General features: G+C 63.1%; 21 protein-coding genes. 5 read left to right on the top strand and 16 right to left on the bottom strand.

Annotated elements, in window-relative coordinates:
• From V1289_RS29940 to V1289_RS29920, 5 genes are all read right to left on the bottom strand, one after another.
• Positions 1–756, bottom strand: coding sequence for a metal ABC transporter ATP-binding protein (locus V1289_RS29940; protein ID WP_334401253.1), 756 nt, complete (start codon positions 754–756; stop codon positions 1–3).
• Between the two features lie 2 nt (positions 757–758).
• On the bottom strand, positions 759–959 hold the full coding sequence (locus V1289_RS29935) for a hypothetical protein (RefSeq protein WP_334401251.1): 201 nt from the start codon (positions 957–959) through the stop codon (positions 759–761).
• Between the two features lie 47 nt (positions 960–1,006).
• On the bottom strand, positions 1,007–1,507 hold the full coding sequence (locus tag V1289_RS29930; protein WP_334401249.1) for a hypothetical protein: 501 nt from the start codon (positions 1,505–1,507) through the stop codon (positions 1,007–1,009).
• Complete coding sequence (locus V1289_RS29925; protein ID WP_334401247.1) at positions 1,504–2,103, bottom strand: permease; 600 nt, start codon at positions 2,101–2,103, stop codon at positions 1,504–1,506. The genes V1289_RS29930 and V1289_RS29925 overlap by 4 nt, the downstream gene beginning before the upstream one ends.
• A 223-nt stretch (positions 2,104–2,326) precedes the next feature.
• Positions 2,327–2,923, bottom strand: a complete 597-nt coding sequence (locus tag V1289_RS29920; protein ID WP_334401245.1) for a superoxide dismutase — start codon at positions 2,921–2,923, stop codon at positions 2,327–2,329.
• A gap of 188 nt (positions 2,924–3,111) precedes the next feature.
• On the opposite strand from V1289_RS29920, the gene V1289_RS29915 reads away from it, so the two are divergent.
• Positions 3,112–3,615, top strand: coding sequence for a hypothetical protein (locus tag V1289_RS29915; RefSeq protein ID WP_334401243.1), 504 nt, complete (start codon positions 3,112–3,114; stop codon positions 3,613–3,615).
• A 43-nt stretch (positions 3,616–3,658) separates the two neighbouring features.
• On the opposite strand, the gene V1289_RS29910 is transcribed toward V1289_RS29915, so the two are convergent.
• Complete coding sequence (locus V1289_RS29910) at positions 3,659–5,155, bottom strand: caspase family protein (RefSeq protein WP_334401241.1); 1,497 nt, start codon at positions 5,153–5,155, stop codon at positions 3,659–3,661.
• A 183-nt stretch (positions 5,156–5,338) separates the two neighbouring features.
• Here V1289_RS29910 and V1289_RS29905 point away from each other — a divergent pair, with 183 nt between their 5' ends.
• From V1289_RS29905 to V1289_RS29895, 3 genes are all read left to right on the top strand, one after another.
• Positions 5,339–5,866 carry a GNAT family N-acetyltransferase gene (locus V1289_RS29905; protein ID WP_334401240.1) on the top strand — a complete coding sequence of 176 codons (528 nt, stop codon included), beginning with the start codon at positions 5,339–5,341 and terminating at the stop codon, positions 5,864–5,866.
• 92 nt (positions 5,867–5,958) lie between these two features.
• Positions 5,959–7,332, top strand: a complete 1,374-nt coding sequence (locus tag V1289_RS29900; protein WP_334401238.1) for an MATE family efflux transporter — start codon at positions 5,959–5,961, stop codon at positions 7,330–7,332.
• 68 nt (positions 7,333–7,400) lie between these two features.
• Positions 7,401–7,844 (top strand): DUF2147 domain-containing protein, encoded by a 444-nt coding sequence (locus tag V1289_RS29895; protein WP_334401236.1) that lies wholly within the window; start codon positions 7,401–7,403, stop codon positions 7,842–7,844.
• 184 nt (positions 7,845–8,028) lie between these two features.
• On the opposite strand, the gene V1289_RS29890 is transcribed toward V1289_RS29895, so the two are convergent.
• Complete coding sequence (locus V1289_RS29890) at positions 8,029–9,177, bottom strand: DUF3095 domain-containing protein (RefSeq protein WP_334401233.1); 1,149 nt, start codon at positions 9,175–9,177, stop codon at positions 8,029–8,031.
• 187 nt (positions 9,178–9,364) lie between these two features.
• On the opposite strand from V1289_RS29890, the gene V1289_RS29885 reads away from it, so the two are divergent.
• Positions 9,365–10,027, top strand: a complete 663-nt coding sequence (locus V1289_RS29885; RefSeq protein WP_334401231.1) for a DUF2278 family protein — start codon at positions 9,365–9,367, stop codon at positions 10,025–10,027.
• A 14-nt stretch (positions 10,028–10,041) separates the two neighbouring features.
• On the opposite strand, the gene htpG is transcribed toward V1289_RS29885, so the two are convergent.
• The 9 genes from htpG to V1289_RS29840 all read right to left on the bottom strand — a co-directional run bounded on the left by htpG (position 10,042) and on the right by V1289_RS29840 (position 17,219).
• Positions 10,042–11,910: a molecular chaperone HtpG gene (gene htpG, locus V1289_RS29880; protein WP_334401229.1), complete on the bottom strand. Its 1,869-nt coding sequence runs from the start codon at positions 11,908–11,910 to the stop codon at positions 10,042–10,044.
• Positions 11,911–12,013: 103 nt separating this feature from the next.
• Complete coding sequence (locus tag V1289_RS29875) at positions 12,014–12,820, bottom strand: MBL fold metallo-hydrolase (protein WP_334401227.1); 807 nt, start codon at positions 12,818–12,820, stop codon at positions 12,014–12,016.
• A 283-nt stretch (positions 12,821–13,103) separates the two neighbouring features.
• Complete coding sequence (locus tag V1289_RS29870; protein WP_334401225.1) at positions 13,104–13,298, bottom strand: hypothetical protein; 195 nt, start codon at positions 13,296–13,298, stop codon at positions 13,104–13,106.
• Entirely contained in the window at positions 13,262–14,110 is an 849-nt protein-coding gene (locus V1289_RS29865) for a sigma factor (RefSeq protein ID WP_334401223.1), read from the bottom strand. Before V1289_RS29865 ends, V1289_RS29870 begins: the two co-directional genes overlap by 37 nt.
• Before the next feature lie 466 nt (positions 14,111–14,576).
• The gene (locus V1289_RS29860; protein ID WP_334401220.1) at positions 14,577–14,831 is read right to left on the bottom strand and encodes a hypothetical protein; all 255 of its coding nucleotides are present in this window, start codon (positions 14,829–14,831) and stop codon (positions 14,577–14,579) included.
• Between the two features lie 198 nt (positions 14,832–15,029).
• Positions 15,030–15,647: a hypothetical protein gene (locus tag V1289_RS29855; RefSeq protein ID WP_334401218.1), complete on the bottom strand. Its 618-nt coding sequence runs from the start codon at positions 15,645–15,647 to the stop codon at positions 15,030–15,032.
• The gene (locus V1289_RS29850; RefSeq protein ID WP_334401216.1) at positions 15,619–15,960 is read right to left on the bottom strand and encodes a hypothetical protein; all 342 of its coding nucleotides are present in this window, start codon (positions 15,958–15,960) and stop codon (positions 15,619–15,621) included. The genes V1289_RS29855 and V1289_RS29850 overlap by 29 nt, the downstream gene beginning before the upstream one ends.
• 567 nt (positions 15,961–16,527) lie before the next feature.
• On the bottom strand, positions 16,528–16,989 hold the full coding sequence (locus V1289_RS29845) for a hypothetical protein (RefSeq protein WP_334401214.1): 462 nt from the start codon (positions 16,987–16,989) through the stop codon (positions 16,528–16,530).
• Complete coding sequence (locus tag V1289_RS29840; protein ID WP_334401212.1) at positions 16,986–17,219, bottom strand: hypothetical protein; 234 nt, start codon at positions 17,217–17,219, stop codon at positions 16,986–16,988. The genes V1289_RS29845 and V1289_RS29840 overlap by 4 nt, the downstream gene beginning before the upstream one ends.
• Positions 17,220–17,534 lie beyond the last annotated feature (315 nt).

Genomic DNA, 17,534 nt, shown 5'->3' with positions numbered 1-17,534 from the left:
TCAGGCCGCCCGCGAAGGCGCGTGCACGACACAGGCGGCGGCGCCATCGTCGAACGCCTCGCACATCCGCCGCGCCTCGATGAGGTTTTCCGCGGTCAGCACCTGCGCGGTCGGGCCCCACGCCACCTCGCCACGGGCCAGCAGCAGGGTTTCGGGGAAATTGCTACGCACTAGATCCATGTCATGCAGCGCCGCCAGCACCGTGCGTTTTTCGCCGTGCCAGCGCTTCACCAGCGCCAGCAGGTCGGCCGAGGTCTTGGCGTCGATGGCATTGAACGGCTCGTCCAGCACGATCAGGCGCGCGTCCTGCAGCAGCACGCGGGCGAACAGCATGCGCTGCATCTGACCGCCCGACAGCGTGCCGATCGTGCGGTTCTCAAAACCGTTGAGGCCGACGGCGGCCAGTGCCTGCGCAATCTTGTCCTGCGCCGCCTTGCCCATGCCGCCGAAAAATCCGGTCGAGCGCCACAACCCGGTGCCGACGAAATCGAACACCGAAATAGGAAAGCTGCGATCGATATCCACGGTCTGCGGCAGATAGGCGATATCCCTGTGGTCGAGACCGCCGCGCGCGATCGAGCCGGCGAGGGGCTTGAGGATGCCGGCGATGCCGCGAAACAGCGTCGACTTGCCGGCGCCGTTAGGGCCGATCACCGCCAGCAGCGCGCCTTCGGCGACCTCGCCATCGAGGTGATGCACCGCCGGATGCCGGTCATAGCCCAGCGTGACGTCGCGGAATTGCAATCGCGCGGCCATGCTCACCTCATCGCCAGCCATACGGCCGCCCACAGCGCGGCGCTGACCGCGACCGCAGCACTTAGCCTGGAAAGCACGGTCATGCGCAGGATCGACCAGGGTGCCGCCTGCGCCGGATGCGGCGTCGCCGGCCCATGGCTGTGGGAACCGCCATGGGCGTGGCCGTGGTGATGTCCATGGTCGTGGGAATGGGCGTGAGGCATCCCAAAATGTTATATTATAACATTACCTGAGTCCACCTTTGGGGGTCTCACGGCTTCCCGATCGCCATCGCGATCGCCGCCGCCAGGAACGGAAACGGCACCGACACCGCCGCGCGGAACCAGACGAAGCGCGCCGGCATGAACGGGATTTCCCACAGGATCAGGCGCTGAAACGCGAACAGCGCCCAGGCGACCACATAGGCAATGACCTGCGGCGTCCCGCCGCCGGACTTCAAGGCGACCGCGCCGATCGAAAAACCGACCACCGGGCCCCCCGGCGTCGCGCCGCCGGCGATCACGGCGGTCAGCACGCCGAGCCAGCCGCTGTTCGGCCCCAGCCAGCCGGTGATGATCTCCTGCGGAATGACCGCGGCGATGTAGCCCGAGCCGATCACACCGAGCGCGATGCGCGGCACGATGTTGATGAATTCGAGCGATCCCTCACGGAGCGACGACACCAGCACCAATTTCCCGCGCTGCCGGGCAATCAAGCCAAGGGCTACGACCGAGCCCCACAGGATGATGTCGATGATCAGGGCGGCGCTCATTCCGGCTCGCCCTTCGGATACATCCGCACAAAGACGAACCGCCCGAGCGCGCCGGCCAGGACCGGGATCGGCAGCGAGATCACGATCCGCCACAGCGTAAAGTCGACGCCCATGATCGGCAGCTCCCAGGCGACGGCCCGGCCGTAACCGATCAGCGTCCAGCTCACCACCATCGAAATGGTCGCGCCGAAATCGGCGCCGACCGTGAGCAATGCCGCCGCCACCGGATAGGCGGTGAACGGCCCGCCCGGCAGGATGGCGCCAAACGCGGTGCCGATCAAAAGCCCCTTCAATCCGGATTTCGGCCCCAGCGAGCGCGACACTTTTTCGTGCGGCAGGATTTCGGCGATGAAGGCGCCGAGCAGGCAGCCGGCCAGCACGCGCGGCAGGATGCCGCCGAACAGCGTCAGATCGTGGGTCAGAATTTCCAGCACCCCGGCCATGCCGTCGCGCCGGTAGACCAGCGTCGCGCTGACCACGACAAGCACGGCAATGAACAGCATCGACCAACTGATCGGCTTGCGGACCCGCAACGGCCGCGGCTCGGCATCCGCGTCATCGGCAGGCGCCGGGTCTTTCAAGGAAGATTCTGACAAGGCAATGAGTCGGACGGGTGATGGATTCCACCTTGCTTAGTCCCGGCGCCCCACTGAAGCAAACGGAAGCTGGACCATACCCATGCGCATCTCAGGGATGGCCATGCGGGAGTGACACGCGGCCCGGTTCAGAGGTGAAGGTGAAGGCGAGCAGGCGGCGCGGCGTTAAGCAAAACAAAGGGCGGCAGCGAAACGCTGCCGACCTGGATTTCTCTCGAATGGATCAGAGCTTGCCGAACAGCTCGTCGACATAGTCCCAGTTGACGAGATGATCGACGAACGCCTTCAAGTAATCCGGACGGCGGTTGCGATAGTCGATGTAGTAGGAGTGCTCCCAGACGTCGCAGCCGAGGATCGGCGTTGCGCCGTAGCACAGCGGGCTCTCGCCGTTCGCGGTCTTGGAGACTTCGAGCTTGCCGTTCTTGACCTGCAGCCAGCACCAGCCGGAGCCGAACTGGCCGACGCCGGCGGCGGCGAAATCGGTCTTGAACTTCTCGAGGCCGCCGAGGTCTTCGTTGATCTTCTTTTCCAGCCGGCCGGGCAATTTGCTGCCGCCGCCATTCGGCTTCATCCAGCTCCAGAAATGCAGATGGTTGAAGTGCTGGCCGGCATTGTTGAACACGGCCGGGTTCTTCCCGAACGATCCCTTGACGATGTCCTCAAGGGATTTGCCCTCGAATTCGGTCCCCTTGATCGCGTTGTTGCCGTTGGTCACGTAGGCTTGGTGATGCTTGTCGTGGTGGTATTCCAGCGTTTCCTTGGACATATGGGGCGCAAGGGCGTCATGGGCATAGGGCAGATTGGGCAGCGTAAAGGTCATGGGGTGATGTCCGAACTGGTGGGAGACGTGATCTAACGGGAACCCTTATAGAAGGTTCCATCGCGCTTAAACACCGCAATTTGGCAAAACCGGCCGCCAGTAGCGGCGCACCGGTTTGCAAAACCTGATTTCATGGAATTAAATCCAAAATATTGTTGGGAATGAATTGCTTATGGGGGAGGGAAATCATGCAAGCCAGAATGCCCTGCGCCATTGCGGTGCTGGCGGCCTCGATGCTGGCGACGGCTGGTCCCGGCGAAGCCGCCGGGACTTCGGTTCGCGCGCGCTTCAGCTTCGATGCGGTCGCCAATTGCGAGAAGCCGGCCGTACAGAACTATCCGGTCCACGCCGAGGGGACAGGCGTGCTCTCCACCGATCGCACGGCAACCCTCGACATGAACTCCAATGTCGAGGGACGGGTTCGTTATAACGCCAAGCTCGGCGCCAAGCCGACCGAGGCGATCGGCGGTTCGGCTTCGCTGCGCGTCGCGGGCAGGCACACGCTGCAGGCGGTACGCGATTATCCGAACAATTCAATCGTCGTCTACATGACCGTGATCGGCAATTCCTGTTCGTTGCGGATCGAAAACCGGCTGAAGCCGGGCAAGCGGCAGTATACGTTCACTGGCAATCTCGGCGTCGCCTATTGCTCGAAGCCGCGCATTATCCATACCGAATGCACGCCTTACTGAGATATCGGCCGGATCGGGAAGCGCCCGATGGGCGCGGCGCTTTTCATTCGCAGAATGAGGTGCCGTTATAGACGAAGCATTTGCCTCCGCCCCGCTTCGGCCCGGCCGGTGCGTGGTGCGCGCGTTCTGTCACCCGCGGCGCGCGCTCGGGCCGTTTTTGGCAGCTGCCGTTCGCGCCCGGCACAAAACCTTCGTCACAGGTGATCTTGACGCATCGATCGCCGCTGGCGCGATATCCGCGCTCGCAATCGAGCGGGCAGACGCGGCCGATCCTGGCGCGCACCGCGTCGAGCGCATCGATGCTGGCGAGCTTGACGTCGAATTTGGTCCCGGCGCTATCGTTGAACGCGGAAAGCGCGCGGCGGGCCGATCCGTTCCATTCCCCGTCGATGTCGCCGGTCTTGCAACCGACCCGCTTCAGTTCGGCCTGCAGCAGGCGAGGAATATCCTGCGCGACCGGCTGCTCCGGCTTGACCTCGGATGGCGAGCGCGAGGCCACCACCGGGTTCGCAGGCTTGGCCGCAGCGGGCTGATCTTCTTTCGGCGGCTCGGCCGGAGCGGTACTGGTTTCCTCAGGCCTTTTTGCGCTCTCGGTCGCGGTGCTTCGCTCGGCCTCCGCGGCAAGCTTGTTGCGCTGCGCCTTGGCCAGATCGGTGTAGAAGCCGGACGGGTGGGCCGCGACAAACGAATCCCAGGCTTCCCTCGTGCCGACGCGTTCGGCCAATTCGTAGTCGCGGCGGACATCGGTATTGGCGTTGCCGGCTGCAGCAGGCGCGGGCACCAGCGCCACGTCGTTGCCGCCCAGCGAATTCGTCGTGTAGGGCTCCTGCTGGTTGCCGGTCGCGTTCATGACGTCGTCGCGGACAAATCCGAAGGCCTTGCGGATATCGAGGCCGGGCCTGGTCAGGTGTTTCACCAGCGCCGCCGAAAACGGGCTGTTCGTGCCGTCACCATCGGCGGCGGTCGAGCCCTCCTTGGCGGCAAAGGCGATAAACGTGTTCGGCCTGTTGGCCTCGACGCCGACCAGGCCCCGGCCCAGCGACCGCGAGGCGATGGTTCGCTTCATCTTCTTCGCAAACGGATTGTCGCGGCAGGCATCGAGGATGATCAGACGCAACTTCGTTGCGGGCTCGGCCGCGAACAGAATCCGGTTCAGCGCGATGGCTTCGTCATCGACATCCGCATCACGCTCGAGGGTTGCGTCGACCGGCACGACGTAATTGACGCCATCGACCTCGAGCCCGTGACCGGCAAAATAGATCACCGCGATATCTGCACCGCGCGCCTTGTCGGTGAAATCGCGCAGTGCCCGGCGCATTTCCATGTATTTCAGGTCGCGGCGCGATTCGACCACGTCGAACGAGGCTTTCCTGAGCGTCTCGGCGATGGCGGTGGCATCGTTGGCGGGATTGGTAAGCGCTGCGACGTTCTGATAGTTCGAGTTGCCGATGACCAGCGCGACGCGCTTTTCCGCCAACGCGGATTGACTGGCAAAACACAGTGCCAGCACGGCAACGACCAATGCGGTAAGCCGGCGCATCGATATTCCCGGGGTTCGATCGCGGAAACATACCATTTGCCGTTATCTCAGCAAGATAACGGCCGATGATCTGTGATTTCGATCACTAAATTCGCTCGATTTGAGAATTTTGTTCGAGGCCGCGCCGGAATCGGTAACTTTCCAGCCGCGCAACGGCTATGACGGGAGCGCGAAAGGTCTGCAATGAGCATCGAAATCGACGTCCTGAACGGGGACGCCTCCTGGAAATTGGCCGAACCGCTGCTGGAGGCGGTCTGGCCGCCGCATGTGCTGGAAAAGCTGCCCTGGGGCGATGTCGTCTTTGCCCATGCCGACCTTAGGGTGCTGATCGATGCGCCCTCGGGCGGCCTCGCCTGCCATGTCGGCATCTATTTCCGCACCGTCACCTGGAACGGCCGCAAGGTTAGTGTCGGCGGCATCGGCGGCGTTGCGACCCGCGAAGACTGCCGCAGCCACGGTTATGCGAGCGTGGCGCTCAACGCCGCAATCCAGACCCTGCGCCACCACGAAGCCATCAGGTTCGGACTGCTGTTCTGCGAGCCGCACAATTTCGCATTTTACCAGGCGCGCGGCTGGCATCCCTTTTCCGGCGAAATCTACGCCGAACAACCCGGCGGGCGAATTCGCTTCGAGGCATTGGCCCCGTTCGTTCACGACATCGGGCGGGCGCCGCGCGACGGCAGCATCGACCTATGCGGCCTGCCGTGGTGACCCTTGCACGGCCATGGGTGGCCTGCGCGGGCGACGCCCCATAATATGTTAGCCGTAATCTTTTGAATTAAAGGCCGACCGATCGGTGACGCATGACCATTGACGCCCCGATCGACGTGCGCCCGGCGGCCGTCCCGATCAACAGCCTGTTGACCGCGCCGATCCTGCCGACGCTGTTGAAGCTCGCCATTCCCAACACGATCGCGATGTTCGGCAGCACATTGGTTGCGGTGGCCGAAACCTCCTATATCGGCCGGCTCGGCACCGAGCCGCTGGCCGGAATCGCGCTGGTGTTTCCCTTCATCATGCTGACGCAGATGATGTCGGCAGGGGCGATGGGCGGCGGCGTTTCGTCGGCGATCAGCCGCGCGCTCGGCGCCGGCAATCGCGACCGCGCCGCGGCGCTGGCGCTGCACGCCGCCATGATCGGCGTCTGCGCCGGACTGTTCTTCACATTGATGATGCTTGGTTTCGGCCGCGAATTCTATTTCTCGCTGGGCGGCCGCGGCGGCGTGCTCGAACAGTCCATGCAATATTCGCAGGTGCTGTTCTCCGGCGCGATTTCGATCTGGCTGGTGAATACGCTGGCCTCGGTGCTGCGCGGCACCGGCGATATGCGCCTGCCGTCGGCGACGCTGATCGCAACCGCGATCGTCCAGATCGCGGTCGGCGGCGGCTTCGGCCTCGGGCTGTTCGGCCTGCCGAAGCTCGGCATGCGCGGCGTCGCCACCGGTCAGCTCACCGCCTTCACGCTCGGCGCGATATTCCTGGCGTGGTATCTCTTGAGCGGCCGCAGCCGGCTGACGCTGAATTTTGCAACCTTCAAGTTCCAGAGCGACATGTTCGTCGATATTCTCAAGGTCGGCGCGGTCTCCTGCCTGTCGCCGCTGCAGACCGTGCTGACCATCCTGATCTTCACCAAGATCCTGGCGAGTTTCGGCACCGAGACGCTGGCCGGTTACGGCATGGGTTCGCGGCTGGAATTTTTGCTGACCCCGATCGCATTCGCATTCGGCGTCGCCTCGGTGCCGATGGTTGGCATGGCTGTCGGCGCCGGTCTCGTGACGCGGGCGCGGCGTGTGGCCTGGACCGCGGGCATAGCTGCCGGGTTGACCGTGGGTTTCATCGGCCTCGTGGTCGCGATCAGGCCTTCGTTGTGGGTGTCGCTGTTCACCAGCGATCCCGGCGTGAACGCGGCGGCCTATTCCTATTTCGCTCTCGCAGGTCCCGCCTTCGGCTTCTTCGGCGTCGGCGCCTGCCTCTATTTCGCGGCGCAGGGTGCGGCGAGAGTTGGCGGGCCGGTGCTGGCCGGCACCGGACGCCTGCTGCTGGTGGGCGTGGGCGGCTGGTGGCTGGTGGCGTCGGGTGCGCCGGCCTGGACCTTGTTTGCGCTCGTCGGCGCCGCGATGGTGGTGTACGGGCTCGGCACAGTGCTGGCAATCAAGGTCACGAGCTGGGGCAAATAGCCCCAGTTTGTTTGGCATTGCACAAATTCGATTTGTTGTTATTCAGGCCTGCTCTTCGAGGATGATTCATGGCCTGCAGATTCGCATTTTTCGTCGCAATGTTGATCGCGTTGCCGGGCGTATTGCCCGCGCGCGCACAGACGGCCGGCGATCCGTCCGGCCTCTGGCTGACGCAGGCCGGCGATGCCAAAGTGCGCGTCAGCAAATGCGGCGCGGGGATTTGCGGCGTCGTGGTCTGGCTGCGAGAGCCGGCCGATCCCGCCACCGGCAAACCTCAGGTCGATGACAAGAACCCCAATCCGGCCCTGAGGCAGCGTCCGATGATCGGGCTTCCGCTGTTCGGCGGCATGCGCGCCAGCGCGCCCGGCAAATGGTCCGGCCAGATCTACAACGCCGACGACGGCAGCACCTATGCAAGCAACGTCTCGGTGACGGGTCAGGATACGCTCCGGGTCGAAGGCTGCGTCGGCGCGCTCTGCGGCGGCGAAAACTGGACGCGGGCGGGACGCTAAGTAGATATTGTCCTCATCCCTGCGTAACGGCTTCGCCGTTATCGCTGGAGGAGGGGCGTCGGAGTTTATCATCGGGCCGCGCTTTGCGCGGACCCGTTGGCCGCGTCTCGAAGGATGGCGGCATCGGGGCTCTCATGGTTCGAGACGGCGCAAATGCGCCTCCTCACCATGAGGAATGAACATTCTATGCCGCCGTCGCCTTCAGCGCTGTCGCCGCCGAGGCATAACCGCCGCGCGCGCCGTCGATGAAGTGGACGTGGTCGCTGCGCATCACCGACGGCGTGAAGCAGGTCATCATCGCGGCGTCCTGCCGGTGCAGGCCGTAGCGCACGATCCCGCTTGAGGCTGCCGCCACCAGAATCTGCGTCAGCGCGCGCTCGAGCTCCGGCGTGCAGTCGAGGATCATCCGCAACCCGTCGTCATATTTGCGGAAGTCGGAATTCTCCACCACCTGCTGCAGGTAGGTTTTCGGCACGAAATTGCCGACCTTGATGCCGAAGCGCATGACGACGTAGGCCCACAGGGTAACGGCAAGCACCACGCCGCGGCGCTTCAATAGCGAGCCGCCTCGCGCAGCACGAGCCTCGTATTCCACACCCTGCGGCGGCCATCGCAGCGGCGGACCGCCCGGCGGCACCGGACGTCCCGCGTCGGGGCTGCGCTCGGAGAGCGCGATGACGTCCTCGATCACCTTGCGGAAGGCGCGCGGATCGGCGCCTTGCGCCGGCACCACCAGCACCGAGAGGATGAGACCGCGCGCGGAAGGAATTTCCTCGAACCGGCACGAAAGCCCGGATAGATCGGGCTGCGTGCCCGGAGACGCGGGCTGAACCGCGAACTCGCCGCGCTTCATCGCCGCATCTGCCCAGCCAAGACCGCCGCCGGAAAACATCGCATAGGACAGATTGGGCGATGGTCCGAACCGGGCGACGCGGACATCCAACCCGTTTGCCCGGACCGCCGCAACCGGCACCAGCGCCACCCGCATCACGAGGTCGAGACTTTCTTCGACCCAGGTCGCGGTCGCCGCCAACGCCTTGCGCGCGTGTTCGAGATCGCCGGGCGACACCGCAAAGCTGGCGCCATCGCCCCCGAACACGAACGGAAATTCGCGGCCGTCGAGCGCATTGGTGACAGCGGCGATGACGGAGGCGCCGGCCATGTTGACCGCCTTGTAGCGCTGCGCCGCGATCGCCTTGGTCGATTCCACGATGTCGGCGACGCCGATGCTCCAGTCGTCCGGCAACGGCGAATACAGCGCCGGGTCCATCAGGCTGCCAAAGCCACGAAAGACCGGAATGCCGCCGTAGAAGGTGTCGCTGCCGTCGGTCATCGTGATCCGGACTTATCCCGTGCTCGAAGCTGTCTAGCAGATACGGCCGAATTTGGCATTCGGTTCGCACGGCGGCCGGACGAAATCCGAACTCCCGCGCTGCAACTGTGTCCTACTTCACCAACACGTCATATCCTTGGGTTGTATTCATACTTCCGACAATCAGGAAATCGGAAGGAGTGCCGCCATGACCCTTGCCTATGGATACGTCAAGACCAAGGTGACCTCGGAGCCAATCATGAAGCCGTCGCGTCATGGACACGAAACCCAGTATCACCTGCACTGCAATCTGCAGGTCGATGGCGCCACCTGGGACGTCGCCGTCAATGTCGGCACCAATGACGCCGACGATCTGCTCAAATACAAGCTCGCGTTCGATTTCCGCCACCCGCTGATCCAGACGCTGGGGGCCGCCGCTGCCGGCTCGCACGATCTGACCGGCCAGGCCGCACTTCCCGCGCTCGACTTCCTGCGCAGCGACCTGCTTGCCAATACCGGCAAATGGCGCGACAGCGACGTGATGGACGGCTCCGACACCGCCGAACCCGCGGGCTCGCTGAAGCGCCTGTTGTCGAAAGCGCATCAGGAAAATATCGACGTCTATATCTTCGGCCGCTTTTACAGCGAAGGCGACGGCCTGCACGACGTCCACCTCAATCAGGGATCGACCCAGAGCTTCATCCATCGCCCGGGCAACGATTCCAACGACCACAACGACGTCTGGCAGGACGGCGCGGTGCTGGTCGATGTCGGCAATCCGGAGTGGGCGGCGTACTTCTCCGCGTTCAACCAGCAGCTGGTGCCGACCGACGACCTCGGCAATCCCCTGCCGGGTGGTGCTACGATTTGAAGTCGCGCGCCTGCCTATCCCTTCGCCAGCCCGCGCAGCACCAGCTGATTGAGCCGGCCCGCGAACGCCGCCGGGTCTTCCGGCAATTCGCCGTCCAGGATTTGTGCCTGCTCCAGCAGCAGCAACGACAGATCCGCGGCCGCGTCCTTTGCGCCGGAAATCGCCGCGACCAGCGGATGGCGCATGTTGATCTCGAGGATCGGCTTTGTAACCGAGCCTTTGTTCTGCTGCGCCAGCAGCCGCTCCAGCATGCGATCGCGCCCGTCACCGCCGGCGACCAGACATGACGCGCTCGACGTCAACCGCTGCGATGCCCGCACGTCGGAGACGCGATCGCCGAGCGTATCCTTGATGACGGCGATGGTCGCGGCCTCGTCGGCGGCGGAGTCCTCCTTCTTGTCGTCGGCCTTCTCCTCGAGCAGCGGGATCAGGCCGAAATCGACATCGCCCTGGCTCAGCGACTTCAGCGGCTTGCCGCCGAAATCCAGCGGCGCCGAGGTCCAGAACGCGTCGACCGGATCGGTCAGCAGCAACACCTCGATGCCGCGGGCCTTGGCGGATTCCAGCTTCGGGTTCGATTTCAGCCGCTCGATGCTGTCGCCGGTAAGGTAATAGATCTCGGTCTGGTTCGGCTTCAGGTCCTCGACATATTGCTTGATCGAACGCTTCTCGCCCGACGTCGTGGTGAAGCGCGACAGCGCCAGCAATTTCTCGCGCCGCTCGTAATCCTCCCAGAGGCCTTCCTTGATGACGGCGCCGAACGCGTCCCAGACTTTTGCGAACGTCTCCGGCTCCCTGTCGCCGAGGCTTTCGAGTTCGCCTATGACGCGGCTGGTAACGGCCTTGCGGATCTGAGTCAGCTGCGGATTGTTCTGCAGCATTTCGCGGGAAATATTGAGCGGCAGATCCTCGCTGTCGATGACGCCGCGGATGAAGCGCAGATAGGCCGGCAGCAGATCGGCGTCGTCGGCGATGAAGACGCGGCGGACATAGAGTTTTACCTTGCCTTTGCGCGCCTGGTCGAACAGGTCGAACGGTTTTGTCGAGGGCGCAAACAGCAGCACCGCATAGGACTGCCGGCCCTCGGCGCGGTAATGCAGCGTCATCGCCGGCTCGTCGAAGGCGCCGGCGATCGATTGGTAAGCCTGCTTGTAGTCCTCCGCCGTCAGCTCCGATTTCGGCCGCTGCCACAGCGCGCTGGCGGAATTGATCTGGCGCGGCTCGCCTTCTTCGGAAACTAGCTCGATCGGAAACTGGATGTTGTCGGAATAGGCGCGGACGATGCGCTCAATCTCGTTGGCCTCGAGATATTTTGCCGCGTCCTTTTTCAGGTGCAGCACAATCTCGGTGCCGCGCGCGACCCGCTTGCCGTCTTCCTCGCTGGCCGGCGCGATCTCAAAACCGCTGCCGCCCGATGAGGACCAGGTCCACGCCTCATCGGCGCTGGCGCGGCGGCTGGTGACCATGATGCGGTCGGCGACCATGAAGGCGGAATAAAAGCCGACGCCGAACTGGCCGATCAAATTGGCGCCGTCCTTGGCCTCGGTGAGGCGGGACAGGAAGGATTTGGTGCCGGAGCGCGCAATGGTGCCGAGATTGTCGATCAGCTCCTGCCGGTCCATGCCGATACCGCTGTCGACCACCGAGAGTGTGTCCGCCTTCTTGTTGGGCTGGATGCGGATTTTGGGCGGCGCGCCGTCGGAAATCAGATCGGGCGCGGCGATCGCCTCATAGCGCAGCTTGTCGCAGGCGTCCGACGCATTCGAGATCAACTCGCGCAGGAAAATATCGGTCTCCGAATAAACCGAATGCACCATCAGGTGCAGGAGTTCGGCGACCTCGGCCTGGAACGGCTGGGATTCGGGGGCGGTGGTAGTGGTCATGACGGGGCTCGATGGTCAAACGGAGTGACGGGAAAGGCCTGATATAGCAACGCTATCTCGGGTGGCAAGATTATAACGGCCACATCACTGCCCGCGGTCCAGCCTAATCCGAAATCGCCGCGAGATATCGCCGGACCGAGGCATCGAACGCAGCCTTCGCGCCCGCCGCGATATTGCGCCCCCACCACGCCCCGTAGATGCGATCGAACGCCAGCGGCTCGACCGCGCCGGCTATCCTGCGCACCGACGCCGCATTCATGGGAATGTAGTTCGGATAGCTGTACATGAAGCTCAGGGATCGCCGGTCCATCGCCACCATGGCGACATCGCCGGTGAGCAGCGCCCCCCGGCCATCGGCGCCGGTGCGCCAATGCATGATCGTGCCGCCGGCGAAATGCCCGCCGGTGCGGACGAGAACAATGTCGTCGGAAATCCGATGGCTTTCTCCCGACCACCGCACGATCGCGGGATGCGGCCGCGTGATCCACTGGCGATCGTCGCCGTGCAGATAGACCGGCACGCCGCCGAACGCCTCGCTCCAGTCGGCGACCGCGCCGTAGTAATGCGGATGCGAGATCGCGATCGCTTTCAGGCCGCCGAGCGACCTGACGTGGTCGACCGCCTCGCTGCTGACGAGGGGAAGGCAATCCCACATTACGACGCCATCCGGCTCCGGCACCAGCAGCGCGCGCTGCCCGATCGCAAAACCCGGCTCAACGCCGATCCCGGAAATCCCGAGGTCGTCGCGCCAGACAAGTTTATGGCGTTTCGCCAGCTCCTCCCGGGTGAGCCACGCCTGCCCTTTCCAGTTCACAAACTGCCGCTCGTCCTCGCAGATCAAGCATGACGGGGGCGGCGCGGCGTTTTCGGGAAACTGGGCACCGCATTGTTCGCACGTCCAGAACGGCATCAATGGCTCTCCAATCCGGAGAGAAAGGTAACGCAAAATGAAGCGGACGAAAGCGCAAATTAAAGCGCCTCAACCGGGTACGGCTGAGGCGCTTTCTGGAGGCTCGACCGAAGTTAGGGCGACTTCGTCAGGGCAACCACGTGCAGGCGGGTCATCCGCACATAGACAAAGACCGGGAGAAGGCCGCGCTTATTCGGCGCCATGCGATATTTTTCGAATCGACGGATCTGCCGACCGCCATCCGAGCGACGCGCAGGCTAGAGACATGCCAGCGCATACGGCCTCAACGCGTCGCTGCGGTAAACGCATGCTCAAAGCTCGCGAGCTTCTCAATCGGCAAATCCGACACGGCAACATAGGTGAATTCGTGATCGCTCCAGCTTCGCATGTTGTAGCTGGCGACGACGCCGTCGGGTACGGATTGTCCCTGCTGCAGACTGATCAGGCTGATGGTATGCGCGGCATGCTGATAAACCAATGTCGCAACCGGAATGTGCCGATGACGTCGACGCGTCCTCCGGCAAGCCTGATTCCCTGCGCCGCGAGATCAACGACCTGGGGCGACTCCGGCAGCCGCGCGGTGAACCAGGGCTTGACCGTGTGACGATCCGACGACGCAATGTCGAACGGCTGCGGCGCGAGCAGACTTCGAATGTGACCCGCCGCGATCTCGCGAGCAACGTCGGGCTGCAGGTCCGCGCGTTCGATCGTCGACATCACCGAACCGCCGAGAACCGCACCGACAATGGTCGACGCCGCCGGCGCGCGCCAGGACCAGCTTCTTGGCGCCGGATACCCCGCCTCGGGATCTATCACCGCGGCCTGTTCGCGTGCCGATGCGAGCGCGGCGCTAACCCTGGCGTGCAATGTCACGGGGATGTGGTGTTTCGGAAGCGATCGCAGCGCGTCCCGCAAGGCGATGATGTTGTCGTACCTTGCCGTCAGCGATGCGTCGGAGGCGAGGGGCGTTTCTGCACGCGCGCCATACGCGCCCTCCTGTTCGATCTGCAGCAGTTCGGCCGCTGAAGGCTCTTCAGCCGGGACGACCATCTTCGAACGATTTTTTGCCAACCAGGTATAGGCGGTATTACGGACGATCGAGAGTGACCACGCACGGGCATTGCCGGCGCCAAACCCCCGAATGGCGCGAAAGGCGCGCAATGCGGCGTCCTGAACGACATCTTCGGCGTCCGAGGCGCTGCCGGTAAACCAGCGCGCCAAGCGATAGGCCTCCGCCATATGCGGCAGAAATGCTTCATCAAACAGAGTGCGCTCGTCTTTATCCTGCACGATCGAACCAGCCGCCGACCTTTGGCCAGACGATGGGTCTGGACCCGAGCGTTGCTCTTTTGAAATGCGTTCGTATCGCAAGACCCTATCCCGGCCAGCGCAACGACAAGGGACCTCCCAGGGACCGACCCGAGACCGCGTTCAAGACTTGACGATCACTGTTTCGACCGTCCTTCATCGGAAACAGCGACTGGTAATGTTGACTCGGCTGGCCGGCGATTTACTCTCGGGAGCCGTTCGACGTTGCCTTCATGCGGCGTTGCAGGCGAAGAGGTCGCCGCACGGCCATTCGGGCGCCCGAAGCATTCGCTCAAGCCGCGGATACAACTCTTGCAGTTCTTCGGCATCGATGCGCTGGACTTGGTGCCCACAAAATAGAAAGGGCGGTCTGGACGAACCGCCCTTTCCCCTGGCTACCCCGGCTGCCATGCTCAATCACAGCCGGAGCAACCCGAGCGAAAAATATCTATCGCGTGACGCCGGCCGCACCGCCGCGTTGCATCCGCGGCGTTGTCACCGGTGCCGGCGCCACGTTGCGCGTCGACGCCATGGCGTTGGACGCGCCGCCTTGCGGCCACGCCGTACCGATGCCGAGGCTGGAATTCGGATAATAGAACGACTGCGCGCCTGGCTCCTGCACGACCGGTTGCGCCGACAAGGGCGTCACCATCGACGCCGCTACAATCGCAGCAACCCCAAGAGCCATCAGACCTTTGATCATCGAACTTCTCCAACAGTTGACCCGGCGTTAGTGCAATGGGCCACTGCGACATTGACTCGAACAGGCGCCGGAATATTCCGTCCCTCTCAACCGGCTGGATCCACGTGGCCGTAACCAGCAAGTGAAGAGAGCGCGAGCGCTTCAGCGATGATGCAAATCCGCCGGGAGCGCGTGCACGCCCCCGGCGGGTAGAGCCGGTCAGAACGGATAGTAACGAAGCTGCGTCATGACGATGTGATCGTCGGTCTTCGGAGCGCCGCCAACGCCCGCAAAGGCGAAACGCTGGTCGTAGGAATACTGGGTACCGACCTTCACCGCGCCATACGCGCCCTTCAACACGGTGTCGTAAAAGCCGATCGTGTATTGCCGAACTTCCGATGTATTGCCGTTGCAGGTTGCAGCCGGCGAATTTTCGATGTTGCAACCGGTGTTGTTGTAAAGCGGGTTGCCGTAGCCAAACGGTACGGTTCCAACATTGGAGAACGTGGGGCGCGTTTTCTCGAGCCCAACATAGGCGTAGAGATCGAGCGCCGGCGTCGTATGCCACACCCCGCCCGCCTGCAGCGCCGTAATGGGTAGCAGTTGAATCGAACCGTCCTGCCGCAGCACCGCGTCGGAGAAGGGTGCCGCGGTGAATCGCCCGAGGGCGCCATAGTCCGCCGAGACCGTGACGTCGAACGTCTTCGGAATCACCTCGAGCGCGACGTGGGTTCCGAAGCTGACATTGTCGACGCTGTGGTTCTCGAAATTGAACCGGTCGTAGAAATTCCGGTACAGCGCCCACCCTTCAACATGGAATTTGTTGGCGCCAAGCAACGGAATCCCACGCGGCCTTCGCCGTGATGTCGGGAATACGGTTGAGGCCGAGATTGTTGGCGTTGTTGAAGAAGCTGCCGCCGGGTCCGGTCAGGTTGACCAGCAGGTTGGGATTGAGCACCCCTTGCGGCCCGACCGCCGGCGTGCCGACGAACAACGTATTGCCGCCGAAATAGGCCGTCTGCGGATTTTCCGCCGAGAGGCCGAGCTGAAACTTCGATCCGATATTCTGCCAGACTCGGATGCCCGGCACCTTTCCTTCCGGACAGGGATCGAACGCCGACGGTCCCTTGTAGACCGACGCCGGCTTCATCGCAGCGAGCTTCGCACGCGTCGTTGTTCGAGTAACGTGCGCCTCCCTCAAGACGGGACCGAAAGCAGCGATGCAAAATTCCCGATCGCTTTTCTTTTCTTAATTTTCTTTAACAAGGCGCATCGGTTTCGTAATGGCCGTTCGTCGGTTTGACTGAATCGATTTGGAAACACGCCTCAGCCTCGTGCGAGGCCGAGGCGTGTCCGGGAGTAGTCATGGAGATGTTTCGACACGATCTGAGTTCGGCTTGCTTCTGACCGGGAGAACTCACTCGCTCTCTCGGACAGACACGCGCCTCCCTCAGAAGAGATATCGACAGCCGAAGCGAAACATTCCCGGCTGGATAAAAAATTTTTTGATGGTCCGCGTCGGCGCGACAAAACGTCCGCCCAAAAAAAGCGCCTCAGCCCGGGGAAGCTGAGGCAAGTTTACGCCATGAGACTTTCGAATACCTGCAGGATCTTGTCGGTGCCGAAGGCGGTGTTGTTGACGGTGCCGAGCGTGTAGCCCGCGAGGAAGTCGTTGCCCGCCGCCAGCGGCGTTTTCGGATTGGCGAAATCGATGTGCTCATAGCCGCCGAAAAGCTTGAGCGGGGCCGTAGGCGTATTTGGCCAGCAGCATGACGCTGGTGTTGTCGGAAACCGTACCGGAGACGAAACCGTTGCCTGGATTGATCAGCGTCGCAGGCAGGACGGTTCCCACGGGCAGCGGCGCCGAGGTAACGGCGTCGGTCATTTTCCCGACAACGGCATCGACCGACAACCCGAGATAATCCCCGCCGACTTGACCTTGAATGAACGTCCGCGGACCCGCGCCATCCTGCGCACCGATCGAGGTCTCGACGACAGCACGGAATCCCCCGTAGCTGACGGCATATTTGAGCGCCCTGTCCAGAATGCGATCCTCGGTAGCGCCACCGCCACCGGTGGCGCCCTGGAAACCGATCGGCGAAAAGGCTGCCGAACTGCCCAACGGGTCGTAGGCGACCACCCCGTCCGACGTCAGCGCTCCCTGTCGTCCGAACGTCAACCCCACGCCGCGATGTTGAACGGCTGGCCGTCTCTCGCGGAATCGGCGAACGAATTCTGGGCGCCGACCGCCAGACCGTTGTTTTGCACGATCGAGCCGAGTCCGTCGGAAAGCTTGCCGGACTGGGGATTAAACGCGGTCTGCAGATTGAATACCCCATACACATTGTCGATCAGCTCCTGCTTGCCCTTCAGCCCGATGAACGAGCCGCCGAACGGATTGGGCGCCACCAAACTGCGAGCCGTTGCTGTTCTTTGCGATGAGATAATTCCAACCGGCGCCGGCCGAATTGTTCAGCGGCGCGCCGTGGTTCTGATAAACCGCGCCGACGTCGACCTGGCCGTAGAGCGTGATGCCGTGCCAGGTCAGACTATCATCCTGGTCGAGCTTCTTGACCACGGCCTTGTAGGACGCGGCCATGGCGTCAGCAGGATTTGCGGATTTTTGCGTGAGGGCCTTGGGCGCGACAGCCGGGCTGGACTCGAGCTTGCGTTGTCGTTCTTTCAAGATCGGCTATCTTTTTGGTGAGGACTTCATTTTGCTGA

Origin of the sequence: Bradyrhizobium sp. AZCC 2289, from assembly GCF_036924615.1 — a bacterium.
Classification (GTDB): domain Bacteria; phylum Pseudomonadota; class Alphaproteobacteria; order Rhizobiales; family Xanthobacteraceae; genus Bradyrhizobium.
Note: the sequence above shows the minus strand (reverse complement) of the source record. Positions and strands in the feature narration are given on the sequence as shown.